Raw genomic sequence first — 18,209 nt, 5'->3', positions numbered from 1 at the left:
GGCGACCATAGAGACATGGTACCACCTGATCCCATCCCGAACTCAGAAGTGAAACGTGTCATCGCCGATGGTAGTTTGGGGTTTCCCCATGCGAGAGTAGGTCATCGCCAGGCTTCTAAATAAAACAAAACCCCAGTAGAGCAATCTACTGGGGTTTTGTTTTATTTAGGACGCGAGAAGCGTCTCTCACTAAATACCGGGCTCATGCGACGCAGCCTGTACCGCAGGTACGGCGGAGGTGCGATGTAGCGCAGCGGAGGCGTCCCGAAGGGATTGGAAGCACTGCTTCCAACACAAAGTAGGTCATCATTACGCACCGCACTCAATTAACAACCGCAGACTGCTGTAAGTCTTTTTAACGCCCGCACTACCCCCAACCGCGCCACGCTAGACGGGAGACGGAAGACGCAAAAGATAAAACCAACACCAAGCCGAGCGATCTTCTAATTTCACAAAAAAAAAAGCCCCAGTAGGAAACCTACTGGGGCTTTTAAGTCTTGGCGTTCACCGCCTCCCGTCTAGCGTCTCCCAGACACCTAGCGTTCAACGTCTCGCTTCGAGCGTCTCCCGCTTTAAAATCAAATCCCGCCGAGACACATATACTTAATTTCCATATAGTCTTCGATACCGTATTTAGAACCCTCACGACCGAAGCCCGATTCTTTAATGCCACCGAAGGGTGCCATTTCGTTTGAAATTAAGCCTTCGTTGATGCCGACAATGCCGTACTCGAGGGCTTCGCCAAAACGCCATACTCGACTGATATCGTTGGTGTAGAAATAAGATGCAAGGCCGAACTCGGTATCGTTTGCCGCTGCGAGGACTTCTTCTTCCGTATCGAAAATTGTAATCGCGGCAACTGGGCCAAAGATTTCTTCCCGACTAATTTGCATATTGTTTTTTACGCCGCTTATTAATGTTGGCGGATAAAAATGTGTGTCTGTGTCACCTGGATTAGTGTTGACCTTGGCAACGTACTTTACGCTGGCTCCGTTAGCCACCGCCTCGTCGACTAAGGAGGCAACTTTAGCGACAGCTTTGGTGGTGATTAAAGGGCCGATATTAACGCCGTCGGCGGTGCCGTTGCCAGTGTTGAGCGATTCCATGGCGGCAGTTAATTTCTCGACAAATGTATCGTGGATGTCGCGCTGAACATAAATCCGGTTTGTGCAAACGCAGGTTTGCCCAGCATTGCGGAATTTGGAGGTCATTAAGCCCTTGATAGCCAGATCTAAATTGGCGTCGTTGAAAATAATAAAGGGGGCGTTACCACCTAACTCCATCGACGTCTTTTTGACGGTACCAGCACATTGCTCCAGCAGGGTTTTACCAACCTGGGTTGAGCCGGTAAAACTTAGCTTGCTGACTAATGGGCTACTCGTCATGACTTTGCCAATGGTAGGCGAGCTACTGCTGCAAATTATATTAAAAACACCGGCAGGTATACCTGCTTCCTCGGCAAGAACGGCTAATGCGAGTGCAGAAAGTGGAGTTTCTTTTGCGGGTTTGGCAACAAAGGTGCAACCAGCCGCTAGTGCAGGTGCAGCTTTACGAGCCAGCATTGCATTGGGGAAGTTCCACGGCGTAATCGACGCGACAACGCCGATAGGCTGCTTGATGACAAATAAACGCTGAGAGTTATTTGGCGGCGCGATGATGTCACCGTAAACACGTTTGGCTTCTTCAGCGAACCACTCTATATAGCTGGCGCCGTAAGCGATTTCGCCTTTGGCTTCGGCCAGAGGTTTGCCTTGCTCGGTTGTAAGTATCAGTGCAAGGTCGTCCTGATTTGCCATAATTAAATCAAACCAACGGCGCAATAATTTGGATCGTTCTTTTACCGTTAATGCCGCCCATGCCGGCTGCGCTTTGTGGGCTGCTGCAATTGCGTGTTCGGCGTCAATTGCATTGAGATCCGCGACGTCAATAATTCCTTTGCCAGTGGCCGGATTGTTTACAGTGAAGGCATGGTTATTCTCCGCAGAATGCCAGATACCACCAAAATAAGATTCGCTTCTAAGAAGTTTGGGATTGCGAAGTTGCATAGCAATTGCCTTTCTAAGTCATTTTATATTCAGATGCACATCCTACTGCCAGCTGGCCGCATATTCAATCGCGGCACTGTAATTACAGGCCCTGGCGCTCTATTTCGGATAAATAAACTGTTCGAAATATCGAATGGATTGTCGAGGTCGATTTATATTACCGGCTCAGTCATGTCATATAACTGAAATAGTCTCTTCATATATCTGTCACTAAATCTCCCTAAGATACGACCCATTAATACAATCCAAGAAAACCTTAGAGTCTATTCCGGAGATTAGTTTTTATGAAAAAGATATTCGCATTGACGGCCATGTCATCCGCTTTACTGCTTGCAGCTTGTGGTGGCGGGGATATTAATTTGAGCCCAACCAATATAAATAATAGTGTTGATAATAGTACGAATAATGGCGGTAATGGTGGATCAAACCCGTGCGCTTCGTATGTTGAAGCTGGTCAAACCTACCAAGGTCAAGTCGTTGGCGCAGACTGTTTTTATCCCGCAAGTTTTGTTAGCTCAACAAATCCTATTACTGCAGCGACTGTAAAGTTTCAAACAATCGCTGGTGTCCATGAATTTGCTGATAGCCTTTTTATTGGTGAAGACGTAGATGCCCAAGCAGCTGCCGCTGGAACCCGTATCCCGCAAGAAGGTGAAGGCACCAAATTAATCATCGATGCGGGTGTAACAATGGTGTTCAAGCGCCCCGAAAGCTATATACGTATTGCGCGGGGTTCGCAAATTTTTGCTGAAGGTACATCTGGCTCCCCAATTACATTTACTGCCGATGAAGATATTGATGGTGTAGCAACAGAGGATGATCGCGGCCTGTGGGGCGGCTTGCAAATTAACGGTAACGGTAAAACCAATAAATGCCATGACGGTACACCAACAGGCTCTGGTACCGGCACAGTAAGTGATTTTGTTGCCACTGCTAACAATGTGCACAACTGCAACCAAGAGGCAGAAGGCCAGCCTGCTACTTACGGTGGTAATAATAATGCGGAAAATTCAGGTGTCCTAAAATATGTGGTGGTTAAGCACGCTGGTTTCGAAGTTATCGATGGTAATGAACTCAACGCCGTGACCTTAAACGGCGTTGGTAGTGGTACGACCATCAGTCATGTCCAAGTTTACACCACCAAAGATGATGGTTTTGAAATGTTTGGTGGTGCGGTGAACTTAGATCACATCGTTGTAGTGAATGCCGGTGATGATTCTATCGACTATTCAGAAGGCTACAACGGTAAAATTCAATACGCGGTCGTCGTACACACTTCTGGCGCTAACCGTTGTATCGAAGGTGATAATACCGGTGAGGGACGTGGTGACGCGATAACGCCAACAACGAATCTTATTATCTCTAATATGACCTGTGTCACTTCTAGTATTAAATCGAATGCTGGGGTTAACTCCACTTCAAAAGGTGATTCGGAAGGTCCCTTATTCCGCGAAGGTGTTTACTTCCAAATGTACAACTCTATCGTCACATCAAACGCTGCCGGCATGGCCAGCCAGGAGTGCTTAGAGCTGGATGATACCGAAGGTCCACAGACTATAGATGCTGCCCAAGCCGGAATTAGCAAAGCAAAAAGCAATGTGATCGCTTGCAGTGAAGCTACTAAGGTTAGCACTAGCACCAATGTTGGATTTGACTTAGTGAACTGGCTTGCTGGCGGCGGAATTAATGCGGCTACACCTGCTAATGACAATGAGAAAAACTTCATTATCACTGGTGCTGATCTACCAGCCCAAAGCTTGATCGTCGGCGGTGTTGGTACTCGAGGCTACAAAACAGCGGCAACAATCACCAACGGAGCGGGTACACCGGTATTTGATCAAGCGGCTGACTTGACGGATGTGTCGGCTATTGATGCCTATTTTACAGCGCCTACCTACCTAGGTGGTGCGAATGCAGGTGACGATTGGTTGGCTGGCTGGACAGTTGGCTTGACTGCGCCGCTGAACCCCTAAGTAGTTCTTTTCAACACCCTTATTGTGATGGGGAGGTAGGCTCGCCCTCGGCGGCCTACCAACAGATAGCGCTTGAACGCCCTCGAAGAGCAGGGCATTTATCAGAGCACTTAGGATTATGACTATGTTAATTAAACGATTTTCGCGGACGCCGCTGGCAATAGCTGTTGCCTTGGTGACCAGCGGTTTTACAAGCGCAGCATTGGCTCAGGACGCTGATGGCGATAGCGCTGAAATGTTTTCGCCATCGACCTTAGAGGAAGTGGTGGTGGTTGGCCGTTTACAAAGTGTCGCTGCCTCCTTAGTTGATGAGCGTTTAGAACTTCCTTATTCAGCGGATTTTCTGGGCTTTGAAGCAATTTCCCGCGCCGGTGATAGCGACGTCGGTTCCGCGCTGCGCCGCGTGACCGGTGTTACCTTGATTGATAATAAGTTTATTTATATTCGCGGCTTAGGTGAGCGATATAGTAATGTCACAGTGAACGGCGCAGCGGTACCATCGCCAGACTTGGCTCGGAGTGTAATTCCTCTCGATTTATTTCCCGCTAGTATTGTTGAATCACTGAAAGTGCAAAAATCATGGGGTCCTGATTTACCCGCTAACTTTGGTGGTGGAGCGATCGATATTCGTACCCGTAATGTCCCATCTGGGCCGGTGGCTGCGATTAGTATTGGCACCGGTTTTAATAGCGAAAGTGATGATGGTTTGGGCTATCCAGACGGCGGGTCTAGTGCGATGCCGAGTGCCTTGCGGTCAGCGATAAATCGCTACCAAGGTGACTTGTCGCAAACGAATATTTATGACGTTGAAAATAAATCCGGTAATGCAATCACTCGTAACCAAGCGGAAGAAATTCAGCGCAATTTAATACTGTCATTAAATCGGGATGTAGCGATATCAAAGGGGAGTTTAGATCCTGATCGCGATATTAAAGTAGATCTTGGCAACGCCTGGGATGTTACTGATGAGCTGGTTGTGGGTGCTTCAATAAGTGGTGCTTACGACGAAGAGTTCCGCAATAAGAATCAAACGAAACGCAGTATCGGCAGCCCGGAAACCAGTTTTGCTGATGTAGAGCGCACGGTGCATGAAGAGCGAACTACCTTGGCATTGGTGCTCGGCGCGGAATATCAGCAAGATCAAACTGTGCAATTGAGTCACTACGTGATTCAAAACGATGCAGATGAAGCGCGTATTACCACGAGTTTTAGTAATAACAACCCTGTGGTAGATAATCGTCCCGATCGCAAATATGCGACGCGAATGGAAGAGCGTGAGTTGGTGTTAAGCCAAATAAAAGGCAGTCATCGCTTTGGTGAATTCTCACCGCTGGCGGATTTGGAAATGCTGAGCTTTGACTGGTTTTATTCCGATGCAAAAGCAACAACTGATATCCCTAATGCAACCAGCTTTACGGGTTCACTCGATCGGACGACGGCGGAGCCAACACCCTATATCTCGGCTTCTTCAACGGCGGGGCAATTTGAGTTCTTGTCGCTGGAGGATAGTGTTGAAAGCTGGGGTGGTAAGTTCGCCCTGCCAGTGGATCTTTCAGGGCGGGAATTGAGGCTTTCAGCGGGCTGGTGGAACTCTGAAAAAGCCCGAGAATACTACGGTTATACCGCTAATGTTGGCACCTCCTCAACAGTTGGTACACCGGCAACAGTGTTTACTGATGCTCGTATTAGCGATTTGACTAATAATTTTGACCTTACCATGGGTTCCGGTTTCGGTAACGAAAGCTATATTGCCGCACAGAAAATTGGCGCGGTATTTGGCGAGGCAGATTTTCGCCTAAGTGAAGAGTGGCGTTTAACAGCCGGTGCGCGTTGGGAAGAGTATCAGCAAGCGGTATTGCCCGTGAATTTGCTGGATTATACTGGGGTGTTTAACCAGCAGCTCATTGAAGCGCTGAAAGATCCAAAGCAGACCTTTGCTGTGCAAAATGATGATATTTATTCCAGCGCGGCCCTCACATACTCGGGTGTAGACCTATTAGCTGCCAACGAGTTTCAATTGCGCTTTAGTGTGAGTGAAACAGTGGTGCGTCCTGATTTACGGGAGTTGGCCGATGTCGCTTATATTGATCCAGAATTGAGTGTGCGTGTGTTTGGTAATCCGAACTTAAAGTCCACACAAGTGCGGAACTATGACTTACGCAGTGAGTTCTATTACGACGGTGGCGATAACTTTACGCTCTCCCTTTTCTATAAAGATCTAGAATTACCTATCGAGCAAGTTGAGGGCGCAGGCTCCGATGACGACACGGTGTTACGGTATATCAATGGCGATTCTGGCGAAGTCTACGGTATCGAGTTTGAGGGCCTAAAAACCTTGCCCGCAGGCTTATTCTTGTCGGGTAATGTCACTTTGAGTGATTCTGAAATCACCATAACCAGCAATAATGAAGTGACCAATACTGAACGTCAGCTCACGGGACATTCTAAATATGTTGTTAATGCTTCATTAGGCTACGATTCGCCCAATGAACAGCACAGCGCCTCATTACTTTATAATGTTTCAGGTGAGCGGATTTTCTTTGCGGGAACGTCCGGAAATGATGACGCCTTTGAACAGCCATTTGGATCTTTGGATCTAATTTATAATTACTATCCCTCTGAAAATATTTCTCTTAAAGTCAAGTTTGGCAATGTCCTTAATGCTAAGCGTGAGTTTGAGCAGAAAAACAGTAGTGGCGACAATGTGGTTATATTGCAACAGGATGTGGGTACTAGCTTTGGCTTGAGTCTGAGCTGGAAGTATTGATCCTATACTTTAATAATAAGTGGTATAGCTAAAAAAGACGTCCAAGTGGCGTCTTTTTTTGTTTAGCTGTTACTGTTTGATTTTATTTTAAGCCTCGCCGCTTTGTCGGCGTAATCCGCTGCTAGCTCGCGCTTGCCTTGGCGAAAATAGATTAATGATGCAAAGCGGTAAAAGCGATACTCGTCTTTTTGTAACGAAATTGCTTGTTTAATCGCTTCTAATGCTTTTCCATAATCGCCACTTTCATACTCTGATTTGGCCCGAGTATAGTGCCAGAAAGGGTTTTTCTTGCGAAAGTTGTTCGCTACTTGTTCTAGCGCTCGCGCTTTTTCAATATTGCCTTGCTCTCGGTAAAGTCTGCCTAGGTTGCTAATGGCTACTTGGTCATTGTTATCCAAGTGCAGTGCTTGTCGATAGGCGGTCTCTGCTTCGTCACGCTGGCCAAGACGGCGAAACAAGGTGCCTAAATTTCCCCAAATATGGCCGGCCTGTGGGTTCAAATAGAGCGCGCGGCGAAAATAACGCATTGCTTCGCTATTTTGCCCTTTATTGAGAAGCTCGGCACCACGGTTATTATAATGTTGTGCGGCAGCCTCTTGCTCGCTGAGTCTTTTCTGCGGGTAGTGGTATTCGTAATTGTCTACACTTAAGTCGACGACTTCGTGACCGTCATCACCAAAATCAACCACGACATTAATGTGTTTGTAAAATACCATACTATTGTCGCTGACCATGTCCCAGCTTGGAGGGATAGTCACTTCATTGTAATAAGCATTTAGATTTGCCTCCCTTGCTAAGGCGATAAATAAGGAGCTTAGCGATAGGCAATTGCCTTTTCGCGCGTAAAAGGTTTCGGTGGCGTTGAGGGTAATGCCAGGGTCGTAGCTTAGACCGAGTTGGGATGGTCTCACCATACTGTCTAAAAGATAGCTTAACCGCGCGCGTGGGCTTAATGCAGCGGGCACATTTTCTTCGATGAAATAACGCATGTCGGCGTCAATGGCGAGGATGTTTTCCTCTGGTGACAGTTTAACGCCTTGTCGCGACCCGCTGTTTAACAAAGCTGCGCTGGCTTCTGGTGGTGGCGGGCTTATCTGTAATCGCTGCGTGGTTTGTGGACTAGCACAACCTGCGGCAATGAGAATGACACAAGTGCTTAAAAGCGCGAAAGTATTGGTAGAGTAGGGGTGTCTTATTCGCATGAACATACTTCACATCTGTTTATTATTCCGCAGTACAGGAGTAATTTAGCATGCGGCGGCGTTAAATGCTGTGCAGCGATTGGCTAAATTGCCTATTGCCGAAATATCGAGCGATATTAGGCTTTAAAAACTGCTTGCTCACATCGGAAACTATCCATGAGTGGTATTTCTTATGTATAGCGTTTGTACATCGTACTATTGTATTGGCATAGCGAGGACTATATATGCACGCTTTACCCCATCATTACAGTGTAACGGTTGAGGCTAGCCCCGAAGGCTCGCTAAAAGCTTGCTCAGCGCATTTGCCCTCACTTGCGGTTGACGCGCCGACACAATTCGGCGGTCCAGGGGATCAGTGGTCACCTGAGGAGTTGCTGATGGCTGCTGCGGCGAATTGTTTTGTGCTTTCTTTCCGCACCGTGGCGGCTCTGGCAAAGTTGAATTGGATTTCCATTGAATGCAGTAGTGTTGGGGAGCTAGATAAAGTCGATCGAAATATGTTGTTTACCAAAATTACGACGTCGGTAAAGTTGCTTATATCGGATCCGGCGGGGAAGTCAAAAGCTGAGACGCTGCTGCGAAAAGCAGAAAAAATTTGTATTGTCAGTAATTCACTGATGGCGGAAAAATGCTTGGAAATGACTGTGGTTAGTGAGTGACTCGAACGTGGCGAATGATATGGGGGCCGTGGCGAGGTATTTAGCAGAAATCAAAAATGGCACATTAGTATTGTGGTGTTATTTGATTTGGTATTTAACCACTGTGTTATTTTATTTTGATCCCGCCCCTACAATTTGGGTCAACGCGCTGGGAATAAGCGCCATCATTGGTGTGGGTTTGTCCTTGAGCGTTACATCAAAAGGCGGGCGCTGGCAAACTTTTCGGCTTTTTATGATGCCGTTTGGCGTGTCGAGTTTTTCTGCCTTAATTAAAGGGCAGGGTTTTATGTTTGTTTTTTCTCCCGTGTTAATTGAGCTGCTGACCGGTTTTGGACTTTGTGCTTTGTTTGTGGCGCTAGTGGCTTATTTTCGCTGTAAGTTGTCGAGGCTTATGCGGGAGTAAGGGTATTGCGTCGAATGTTGAGGGCGAATAGGGCGCTCACAGATTTGTGGTATTGATTCGTCAATGTGCCGGCAATAGATTCTGCTTGCAACGGACAGCTGACCTTCAGCATTTTCCAGGCCTGTAGTGGGGCGTTTTCTTTAAGAGCGTGGTTTTTCGGTGGCCTATGTTAAGCCGATAACCCCCCCCCCTAAGTTATTGTTAATAAAATATATTGTGGGGTTTGGTGCTGGTGTTCGCGATCTCCTTACTAACCATCATTGTTGACCAAGAAGGATGCCTTGTAGTAGCCTGTAGCGTACTCAAGTGCGAACATTGATGGCTGCGTTTGCGGCGAATTACGCCAATTCCGTCAATATTTGTGCATTCAAATAACGATATTTACCGATATGTAGCCTCATTAACTGTTTTAAGGCTTAGGAGTGTAAAAGCTTTAGCGGTTCTAGTGTGGCAGCAAATTGGTATGTGTATTTTTCGGAGCCACCTCACGATGAATTTCGATCTTTCCGCAGATCAGCGGATGATGTGCGAGACCTTCGCACGCTTCCTGAATGAGCAGAGCAGCATGTTGCGTGTGCGCGCAGCGGCAGACAATGGTGGTTTTGACAAGGCCATGTGGCAAGGCCTAGCCGAACTGGGAGCCTTTTCTTTGCGGGTTCCCGAAGACCTTGGTGGTCTCGGCTTGGGGGTCATGGATGCCATTGTATTAATGGAAGAAGCGGGCCGCACCCTAGCCTCCGGCCCAGTTGCAGAGACCTTGGCCGCATCGCGTATTTTGGCAGTGCTGGCGGCTGAGTCTCAGGCAGAGCTATTAGAGCGCGTAGTAATGGGCGAGGCGGTGATTAGTCTCGCGCTGCGTGACGTGGCTGAACAAGCTACCCAGTGGGTATCTGGGGGCGCAGTGGCCAACGCGGTAATCGCCCGCAAAGCGGGAAAAATTGTATTAATCAACTTGCCAGAGAGTGAGCAGCGCGGTGAAGCTAGCTTGGCGTCAACACCGATTGCAGAATTAAGACTCGATGGTGAAGACGCCATTGTGTTGGCAGATAATGCCGAAGGCTTGGCGGTATTTGCCCAAGGTTTGGAAGAGTGGAAATTATTCACTGCTGCGGCCCTGTCTGGGTTGTCCCGCGAAGCAGTGCGACTGGCGTCGGAGTATGCTTGCGAGCGCGAAGCTTTTGGGCAGCCAATTGGCGCATATCAGGCTATTTCCCATCCACTTGCGGATTTAATCGTCGAGATCGATGGTGGTAAATTTCTGGTTTGGAAGGCGATTCACGATATTAAGCACGGCGCCGATGATGCCGCCGCCCAAGTGTCTATGGCCTTCTATTGGAATGCCGACACGGCTGCCCGAGCAGTGACTCAGTCCCTGCACACCTTTGGTGGTTACGGTTTGGCCACCGAATATGATATTCATCTTTATAATTTGCGCGCGAAAGCCTGGCCTTTGGTCGCGGGTGATCCAAATCTATTCTTAGAAGAAGCCGGTCGGCGCTTGTTTAATGGCGAAACGGCGGCGTTGCCAGAAGTGGGCGAGTTAACCATCGACTTTGACCTTGGTGATGACGCGCGTGCTATGGCGCAAGAGCTGGACGATCTCTTTAATAAAATCCTCACCCCAGAGTTACGCGCCAAAGCACATTATTCCTTTGACGGTTACGATGCTGGTGTAAACAAAATTCTAGCCGAGAACCGCTTCCTCTTCCCTGCATGGCCAAAAGAGTACGGTGGCCGCGATGCCGAGCCCTATGTGGTGAGTGCGCTTAGTCGAGTTTGGGAAAAACACGGCTGGACTAGCCACCCCGTTGGCACCTCAATGTTGGTCGGTACCATGATCCGCAAGTGCGGTAACGACGAAATGAAAGAAGAGATTCTGACGCGCATCGTAAACGGTGATGCTGTTTGTAGTCTTGGTTACAGTGAGCCTGGTTGTGGTTCCGATGTGTTCGCAGCCAAAACCAAAGCGACGCAGTTGGACGACGGCTCCTGGCGCATCGACGGCGCAAAAATGTGGACGAGTGGCGCGAACATTGCCGATTACGTACTGCTGCTAACCCGCACGAATACCGACGTCGCCAAGCACAAAGGCCTGACCATGTTTGTGGTGCCCTTGAAAACAGATGGCATTGAAATACATCCGGTTTACACCTTCCAAGACGAGCGCACCAACGCGACCTTTTACGACAATGTCCGCATTCCGGACAAGTACCGTTTGGGGCCAGTCGACGGTGGGGTTAAAGTGATGGCGGCGGCCTTGGCACTTGAACACGGCGGTGGATTTATGAAGAGTCAGCGTTCAATGTACGAAGCGGCCGAAGAATTCTGCCGCGAAATTCAGCGCGACGGCAAGCCGTTGATCGAAAATGTCGATGCGCAGAAGCGCCTAGCTCGTGCTCGCCTGCACACCTATATCGGTGAAGTACTCGGTAACCGCGCTCTGTGGACCGGCGTGAATGAATTGGAAAACAAGGCTTATGGCCCTATGACCAAAATGTTCTCATCGGAAAAATTTCAGTCAGACTCTCGTGACCTGTTGGACCTGACTGCGCCTTACTCTCTGTCGAAACGCGACGGCTATGCCGGTGAGTTGAATTTAGCTTATCGCCATGCTCACGGCACGACTATCTATGGCGGCACTAGTGAAGTGCACCGCAGTATGATTGCCGAACGTGCTCTTGGCCTGCCGCGTACCCGCGCTAAATAGGAATTAACTATGTCTGCTCCTCATTTATTAACTGAACAAGACGGCGCGATATTGATCGCGACCCTTAACCGTCCTGAAAAGCTAAACGCGCTTACTGGTCAGACCATGGCTCTGTTTGAGGAAGCGCTGCACCGTTTCCGCGATACGCCAGAATTAAAGGTCATGTTGATTCGCGCGACCGGTCGCTATTTTTGTTCTGGTGCCGATTTGCGTGATGGCTTAGAAGGCGGCCCGCCACCGATTGATCGCACTGGCGTAGCAATTCGTGAAAAACACCGTTTACAACTTCACGGTATGCACCGTATTTACGACGAGATGGAAGCGATTGAAAAGCCAATCGTCGTGGCGCATCAAGGGCCAACTGTTGGCGGCGGTTTGGAGATGTCGTTATCTTGCGACTTCCGGCTTGCCGCTAAGAGCGCGAGCTATGCCTTCCCTGAGGGGAAATTTGGTGTGCTGCCAGCGTCAAACGGTGTTAGCCGACTTACGCGTATAGTAGGTACCCACTGGGCGCGTTACCTGATTATGGCCAATTTACCTGCCGATGCTGATCGTGCATTCACCATGGGCTTGGTGCACGAGGTCTATGCTGACGAAACCTTTGAAAATGATGCCTTAGACTTTTGTCGTCATTTGGCCAAACAGCACGGCGAGCAAATGGGCGCGGCTAAATTGGCAATTGAAATGTCCCGTGACCTTAGCTTGTCGCAGGGGCGGAATGTCGAGCGCATGGCCAATAGCACTTTAATGCTAAATCCGGACTACGTTGCTGGCATTGAAAAGTACATCAATAGTATTGGTGCCAAAAACAAAAGCGAATGAATACGGCGTTCCGCGCCTTAATTTAACCACTACACGGATATCACCCGATGGATTTTAATTGGGACTCGGAACAGCAGCGCTTTCGCGCTACGGTTCGCGCTTTTCTCGACGCGAATTTGCCAGAAAACTGGGAGCATGTTGCCCACGGCCCGGCGTCAAAAGAGCAAACTGTTTTTGCTAAAACCTTTTGCGGAAATCTTGCCGACGCTGGTTTGCTAGTGCCTCATTGGCCTGCGGAGTGGGGCGGCCGCGATGCGGACCCGTGGATTGCGTTTATTCTTGCCGAAGAAATGTGGATGGCCGGTGAACCCCGCGGCGGCCAGTATATGAACGTAAACTGGATTGGGCCAACCCTAATGGTGTTTGGTTCCGAAGCACAAAAGCAGCAATACATTCCGCCCATGGCCCGGGGTGAAACCCTTTGGTGTCAGGGATTTTCTGAGCCGGAGTCGGGTTCTGATCTCGCATCATTGCGTACCAAGGCCGATAAAGACGGTAATGATTACCTCATTAATGGCCAAAAGATTTGGACATCCTATGCCGGTGATGCCGACACTTGTTTTTGTTTGGCGCGCACCAGTCCCGGTAAAAATGGTATTTCTATCTTTTTGATTCCCATGGATACGCCAGGCATTACCGTTCGCGATATTCCCAGTATTATCGGTGAAGGCGATATCCACGAAGTCTTTTTCGACAATGTACGAGTGCCGGAATCGGCCCGCTTGGGAGAAGAAGGACAAGCTTGGGAAATCGTCGGCAAAGCACTGTCTTTAGAGCGGGTTGGAATACCCCGTTTCGCCTTGGCTTCTACCACATTAGCTAAAGCGGTAGCGTTATTGAAAAACCAAGATCGATTTGGCGTGGGTGCGATTGAACAAGCTGCTAAAGCTCATGCAGCCTGTGAAGCGGCGCGGCTCTATAGTTATAGTATTATCGATAAGCGTGCTAAGGGTGGAATTCCCGGTCCCGAAGCCAGCGTCGGTCGCTTTGCGACGGTGAACTGTGAACGCATGGTCGCCGACTTTGTGGTTGAGCACGTACCTGAAGCAATCAGTGGCGAGCACCCAATGCTGCTTGCCCATCACCAGCGCGGTATTGTTGCGGGCATCGCCTCGGGCGCTGCAGAAATACAGCTCAATTTAATCGCCACCCAATACCTTGAATTACCTCGGGAGCCGCGCTAATGGATTTTGCACTAAGCGATGATCAACTTGCGGTTAGCAGCGAACTCGAAAAGCTCGCCAGTCAGTTTTCCAGTACCCCAGTAGACTTTCACGGCTTTGCGCTGGTCAGTAATGAGCTGGAAGAGCAGTTGGCAGAAAACGGTTTTTTTGAGATAGCCGCCATGCCTGAGATGGGCCCGATTACCGCAGCCCTCGCGGTTGAGCGCTTGGCGCGCTTACCGTACACCGCTGAGGTTGCGCTTTCCATGCTATTGCCAATAGCGCTGGACAGTGCATTACCTAGACCCTTCGCGGTAGTTGAAAACGGCCGTCCCGGCCGCTTTGTCGCCACCGCTAAAACCGTGTTTGTGATTGACGGTGATAAGGTCGGTGTTGCGCATCCAAAGGCATCCCAAGTCACTGCAATGCCGGATTCACTGTTTGCATACCCCATGGCTAAAATGAGTGACGATGTCGACATTACACCGTTGAGCGCAGCGCAAGCAGAAAAGCTAAAGACTTGGCTGCGGGTCGCTAATGCGGCAGAAATGGCGGGCTTGCTGCAGGCTGCGGTCGATGCAATTGTTGAACACGTCAGTGTGCGTAAGCAATTCGGTCGACCGCTAGGTACCTTCCAGGCTCTGCGTCATCGGTTGAGTGAATGCACCGTGCTGGCCGGCGGGGTACGTTGGTTGGCCCTTAAAGCGGCGTTTACGGGCGATGCCGGTGATGCTGCGCTAGCGGCCTTGCATGGTCAAGAAAGTGCGACTAGGGTGATTTACGACGTTCACCAGATGGCGGGCGCTATGGGCATGACCCTGGAAATGGACCTGCACCTTTGGACTTACCGAATGAAGGCTCTGCTTTCCGATCTCGGTGGCCGTGGCGGCCAGTCTGCCGCTGTTGCGCAGTATTGTTTTAAGGCTGCCAGTTGACGGTAGTAACGTCAGCGTCCCTTGCCGCTGCAGGTTGGCGTTCTGTCGACGTCGGCGGCTTCACCGGCCACGTTGGCCCATTTTGGATGCGCGGCGATAATGCTGAACGTGCGCTTGGCTTAATTATCGGCGAGCAGCACTGCAATAATCACCTTGGCACGCTTCATGGTGGTGTGGTCATGACTTTTGCCGATATTGCCCTCGGGGCGGGCGTGGCCGCAGTTATGGATGATAAACGCTTAAACTTGGCAACTGTCTCCCTGCAAACGCAATTTGTGTCTGTTGCGCGAATCGGCGAGTTCATCAGCTGTACGCCCGAGGTGATTCGCAAGAGTCGGCAACTGGTTTTTGTTCGAGGCTTGATTCAAGTTGGTGATAAAACGATTGCCAGCGCGGAAGGTATATGGAAATTACTGGGCGATAAGCGTGAGTAAAGACCGAATATGTTGTCATTGTCATTTGAGTCAGCAGCATAATTTTTCGGTGTAGCGGTTCGGTTCAATCTTTAAGTTAAATTTCACTTCACTGTATTTGCTTTAGACGTAGCTTGCGCTGCTCTTTTGTGTGAGTGTTTCATTTTTACGGAAATTCAATAAAGTAAATGGAGATATATGAAGACGACATCCAGTAAGGTAGGGGTAATATTGGTTTTCTTAATGGCGTTAATACAAGGTTTTTACGCCATTTTTTCATATGTAGATCCTATGGCCTTTGCTGTCGTGAGAGGCACTGAGCTGTTCTCGTCGATGGATTCAGATTGGGTGAAAATATATGGTTCGCGAACATTATTCATTACGCTTATTCTTGGATATTTATTGTATGTTCGTAACTACACGGTATTAATGTGGTGTGCTTTGTTTGGTGTCGTTATGCCAATTACGGATGGAATTCTTGCTTATGAAGCAGGGGCACCATTTACAGTTGTCATTAAGCATGTGGCTACAATGGTCTTTTTATTGGTCGCATTCTTTGTGTTAAGGGCGGCTGTTCGTGAAAAAGAATGACTAGTTACTTAATACTATTTTAACCCCAATGTGCGCCTTGGTTTTTTACATGGCGCGCTAGCTGTAAGCAACGTAGAAAAGCATTGAGGTTGTGAAATGCCGTGCTCATTTCCAAAACTTGCTTTGACGTTATCGCCGCCGCTTTTCAATTTTAACCCCACCAAACATATTGTTGCTCAATGGCGTGTCCATCATATTGTGGGGAAAGCAGGTTTCGATTTTGCTTACCGTATCCAGTTTTGCGATTTGATCTTCACTAAAATTGACGTCCAGTGCTTTGAGGTTGTCATTGAATTGTTCAAGCGTACGCGCGCCAATAATAGGGGACACCACCGCAGGATTAAGCAGCGTCCATGCGAGCGCGACTTGCGCTGAGGTACAGTTCAACTCGGCGGCGATACCGCCAACGACGCCAGCAATTTCGAGAGCTTTATCGCTAAGTCGCCCCGTCGCGATATTAATACTCTTGCGCGAATTCATTTGGGTGTTTGCCGTTTCGCCGGTGTTTTGTAAATCACCTTTACTGTATTTTCCAGATAACACACCGCCGGCTAAAGGCGACCACGGCAGTATGCCAAGTCCCATCTCCTGAGCCATGGGCATGAATTCACGTTCGACACTGCGTTCGGTTAAGTTATAGGGAATTTGCAGGGCTACCAGTGGTGTCCAGCCTCGCAGTTCGGCTATGGCTTGCATTCGCGAGATTTGCCACGCAGGGGTGTCGGAGATGCCCGCATAAAGAATCTTTCCCGCTCTTACCAAATCATCAAAAGCGCGCAGAATTTCTTCGACCGGTGTACGACAGTCCCAGACGTGGAGATAGAGTAAATCTAAATAATCGGTTTTCATGCGCTTTAAGCTGGCTTCCACCGATTGCACCATATTTTTGCGGTGATTGCCGCAGGCGTTAGGGTCACCGGCTTGCATGGTTAAAGAGTATTTACTAGCGAGTGCCAATTGATTGCGACGGCCTTGAATGAATTGCCCGAGTAATTGCTCGGAGCCGCCGCTGGCATAAAAATTGGCGGTATCGATAAAGTTGCCGCCAAGTTCGATATAGCGGTCAACCATGTGTTGCGCGTCGCTGTCGGTGCTGCCCCAGCCACTACCGACGCCAAAGGTCATGGTGCCAAGTGAGAGTGGTGATACTCGTAAACCTGAGCGGCCGAGTAAACGGTAATCATCCAGTTGTATGGACATGGCGGCGATACTCCTTAGTATTATTTATTGCACAGTCTACGCACTTGTTAGCAAGGCACAGCGTTTTAATCTGGCGTAATAAAAGCGGCCTGCTATTTATTTTATGAAAACGATAGGTGCGGTTAGCAGAATTTAAAATTTGCGTAAAACACGCCCCTTGCTACAGCGTAGCCAAGGGGCGTCGGAGCAGCTTTTCCTTGCTTAGCCGCCGACTCGTTCACAAGTTAGGGCGTCGTGCTGAAGAAATTTAGTGGTGGACCAACCGCCGTCTAGGGCAATGGTCTGGCCATTTATATAGCTGCCCGCTTTCGACGCGAGAAAGAGAACAGTATTCGCAATGTCTTCAACCGTGCCGTCGCGGTCGAAGGGTGTCATTTCCTGATTGATACGTTTGAATGCAGGTGCATCCCAATAGTCTTTAGTCATGTCGGTTTTGATCACACCCGGGGCAATTAGGTTGGAGCGAATGCCTTGGGAACCATACTGGGCAGCCATAGTTTGGGTGAGGCCGATCAAGCCAGACTTCACTGCGCAGTATGCGCCGCCGTCGAGGCCGCCCAAAATACCAAATGTCGAGCCCACATTAATAATTGACGAACCAGCCTTCATTACGCCCAGTGCTTCTCGGCAAAAACGGAAGGGGGCTTTTAGGCTGATATCGATCACTGAATTGAGCATAGCGTCATCGGTGAGATGAACCGGCGCCCAGGTCCCAGCTCCAGCATTATTAACAAGACAGTCCAGTCGCCCGAAGCTATCCATGGCCAATGCCACGGCCTTTGCAGGGCTATCGTCGGCGGATACGTCGGCGGCAAGAATCGCCACTGTGGCGACACCAGACAGCTCCTCGGCCAGTTTCGCGAGGCGCTCCTTGCGACGTGCAACGGCAACAATATTGTAGCCCTCGGCAGCAAGTAAGCGGACGACCGCGTCACCGATACCAGAGCTTGCACCAGTAACAATGGCTACGGGCTTTTGAGAAGTGTTGGTCATGAAAATCGCCTCCAGGAGGATTGTTATTGTTCTGTTGAGAACATCAAAGTGTATGACAAGGCCCTAGCGAAAAAGGGCAATGTATCGGCAGTGAATATCCTAACCGGATTCGGTATGGGCTTGGCGGAAAACACGAGTTTGGTATCGAGGAGTTCGGTTACAGGCATATCAGTGATCCTGCCCAGACTATTCCGCTGGATGTCAGGCGGATAGGGGCTTAGAGAAATGGCGTATTGCGTTAACTGTATACAGCGTCACACGACAAGTCGGGAACCGGTAGTGGGGGTGTAGTTTATGATTAAGAAAAAATGTCTGATGTCCGACAGGGCAGAGACC

The 18,209-nt window shown here is 49.2% G+C and carries 15 protein-coding genes and 1 rRNA gene; 11 read left to right on the top strand and 5 right to left on the bottom strand.

Going from position 1 to position 18,209, the window contains the following annotated elements:
• A 5S ribosomal RNA gene (rrf, locus tag ABYT30_RS03205) occupies nt 1-113 on the top strand; the annotation flags it as partial.
• 465 nt (nt 114-578) lie between these two features.
• On the opposite strand, the gene ABYT30_RS03200 is transcribed toward rrf, so the two are convergent.
• Nucleotides 579-2,045 (bottom strand): NAD-dependent succinate-semialdehyde dehydrogenase, encoded by a 1,467-nt coding sequence (locus ABYT30_RS03200; RefSeq protein WP_373077722.1) that lies wholly within the window; start codon nt 2,043-2,045, stop codon nt 579-581.
• A gap of 284 nt (nt 2,046-2,329) precedes the next feature.
• Here ABYT30_RS03200 and ABYT30_RS03195 point away from each other — a divergent pair, with 284 nt between their 5' ends.
• Nucleotides 2,330-4,018: a hypothetical protein gene (locus ABYT30_RS03195; protein ID WP_373077721.1), complete on the top strand. Its 1,689-nt coding sequence runs from the start codon at nt 2,330-2,332 to the stop codon at nt 4,016-4,018.
• A 124-nt stretch (nt 4,019-4,142) separates the two neighbouring features.
• Entirely contained in the window at nt 4,143-6,785 is a 2,643-nt protein-coding gene (locus ABYT30_RS03190; RefSeq protein WP_373077719.1) for a TonB-dependent receptor domain-containing protein, read from the top strand.
• 62 nt (nt 6,786-6,847) lie between these two features.
• Here ABYT30_RS03190 and ABYT30_RS03185 read toward each other — a convergent pair whose 3' ends face one another.
• On the bottom strand, nt 6,848-7,993 hold the full coding sequence (locus tag ABYT30_RS03185) for a tetratricopeptide repeat protein (RefSeq protein WP_373095208.1): 1,146 nt from the start codon (nt 7,991-7,993) through the stop codon (nt 6,848-6,850).
• Nucleotides 7,994-8,211: 218 nt separating this feature from the next.
• Between ABYT30_RS03185 and ABYT30_RS03180 the strand changes: the two genes are divergently transcribed.
• The 8 genes from ABYT30_RS03180 to ABYT30_RS03145 all read left to right on the top strand — a co-directional run bounded on the left by ABYT30_RS03180 (nt 8,212) and on the right by ABYT30_RS03145 (nt 15,680).
• Complete coding sequence (locus tag ABYT30_RS03180; protein ID WP_373077715.1) at nt 8,212-8,646, top strand: OsmC family protein; 435 nt, start codon at nt 8,212-8,214, stop codon at nt 8,644-8,646.
• Nucleotides 8,639-9,049 carry a hypothetical protein gene (locus ABYT30_RS03175; protein ID WP_373077713.1) on the top strand — a complete coding sequence of 137 codons (411 nt, stop codon included), beginning with the start codon at nt 8,639-8,641 and terminating at the stop codon, nt 9,047-9,049. Before ABYT30_RS03180 ends, ABYT30_RS03175 begins: the two co-directional genes overlap by 8 nt.
• Before the next feature lie 490 nt (nt 9,050-9,539).
• Nucleotides 9,540-11,756, top strand: a complete 2,217-nt coding sequence (locus tag ABYT30_RS03170) for an acyl-CoA dehydrogenase family protein (RefSeq protein ID WP_373077710.1) — start codon at nt 9,540-9,542, stop codon at nt 11,754-11,756.
• Nucleotides 11,757-11,765: 9 nt separating this feature from the next.
• Nucleotides 11,766-12,578 (top strand): enoyl-CoA hydratase/isomerase family protein, encoded by an 813-nt coding sequence (locus ABYT30_RS03165; protein WP_373077708.1) that lies wholly within the window; start codon nt 11,766-11,768, stop codon nt 12,576-12,578.
• Nucleotides 12,579-12,625: 47 nt separating this feature from the next.
• Nucleotides 12,626-13,762: an acyl-CoA dehydrogenase family protein gene (locus tag ABYT30_RS03160; RefSeq protein WP_373077705.1), complete on the top strand. Its 1,137-nt coding sequence runs from the start codon at nt 12,626-12,628 to the stop codon at nt 13,760-13,762.
• Nucleotides 13,762-14,676: an acyl-CoA dehydrogenase family protein gene (locus ABYT30_RS03155; protein ID WP_373077703.1), complete on the top strand. Its 915-nt coding sequence runs from the start codon at nt 13,762-13,764 to the stop codon at nt 14,674-14,676. The genes ABYT30_RS03160 and ABYT30_RS03155 overlap by 1 nt, the downstream gene beginning before the upstream one ends.
• Nucleotides 14,673-15,110, top strand: coding sequence for a PaaI family thioesterase (locus ABYT30_RS03150; protein ID WP_373077701.1), 438 nt, complete (start codon nt 14,673-14,675; stop codon nt 15,108-15,110). The genes ABYT30_RS03155 and ABYT30_RS03150 overlap by 4 nt, the downstream gene beginning before the upstream one ends.
• A gap of 177 nt (nt 15,111-15,287) precedes the next feature.
• A complete protein-coding gene (locus tag ABYT30_RS03145) occupies nt 15,288-15,680 on the top strand; it encodes a DUF4267 domain-containing protein (RefSeq protein WP_373077698.1) in 393 nt (130 codons plus the stop codon).
• 129 nt (nt 15,681-15,809) lie between these two features.
• On the opposite strand, the gene ABYT30_RS03140 is transcribed toward ABYT30_RS03145, so the two are convergent.
• The 3 genes from ABYT30_RS03140 to ABYT30_RS03130 form a co-directional block, all read right to left on the bottom strand.
• Nucleotides 15,810-16,880 carry an aldo/keto reductase gene (locus tag ABYT30_RS03140; RefSeq protein WP_373077695.1) on the bottom strand — a complete coding sequence of 357 codons (1,071 nt, stop codon included), beginning with the start codon at nt 16,878-16,880 and terminating at the stop codon, nt 15,810-15,812.
• A gap of 201 nt (nt 16,881-17,081) precedes the next feature.
• A complete protein-coding gene (locus ABYT30_RS03135) occupies nt 17,082-17,873 on the bottom strand; it encodes an SDR family NAD(P)-dependent oxidoreductase (RefSeq protein WP_373077693.1) in 792 nt (263 codons plus the stop codon).
• Between the two features lie 23 nt (nt 17,874-17,896).
• A complete protein-coding gene (locus ABYT30_RS03130) occupies nt 17,897-18,040 on the bottom strand; it encodes a hypothetical protein (protein WP_373077691.1) in 144 nt (47 codons plus the stop codon).
• Nucleotides 18,041-18,209: the final 169 nt, after the last annotated feature.

Source organism: Zhongshania sp. (assembly GCF_041623545.1).
In the GTDB taxonomy this organism is placed as follows: Bacteria; Pseudomonadota; Gammaproteobacteria; order Pseudomonadales; family Spongiibacteraceae; genus Spongiibacter.
The sequence above is the reverse complement of the archived record's forward strand: the minus strand, read 5'-3'. Positions and strand labels throughout refer to the sequence as shown.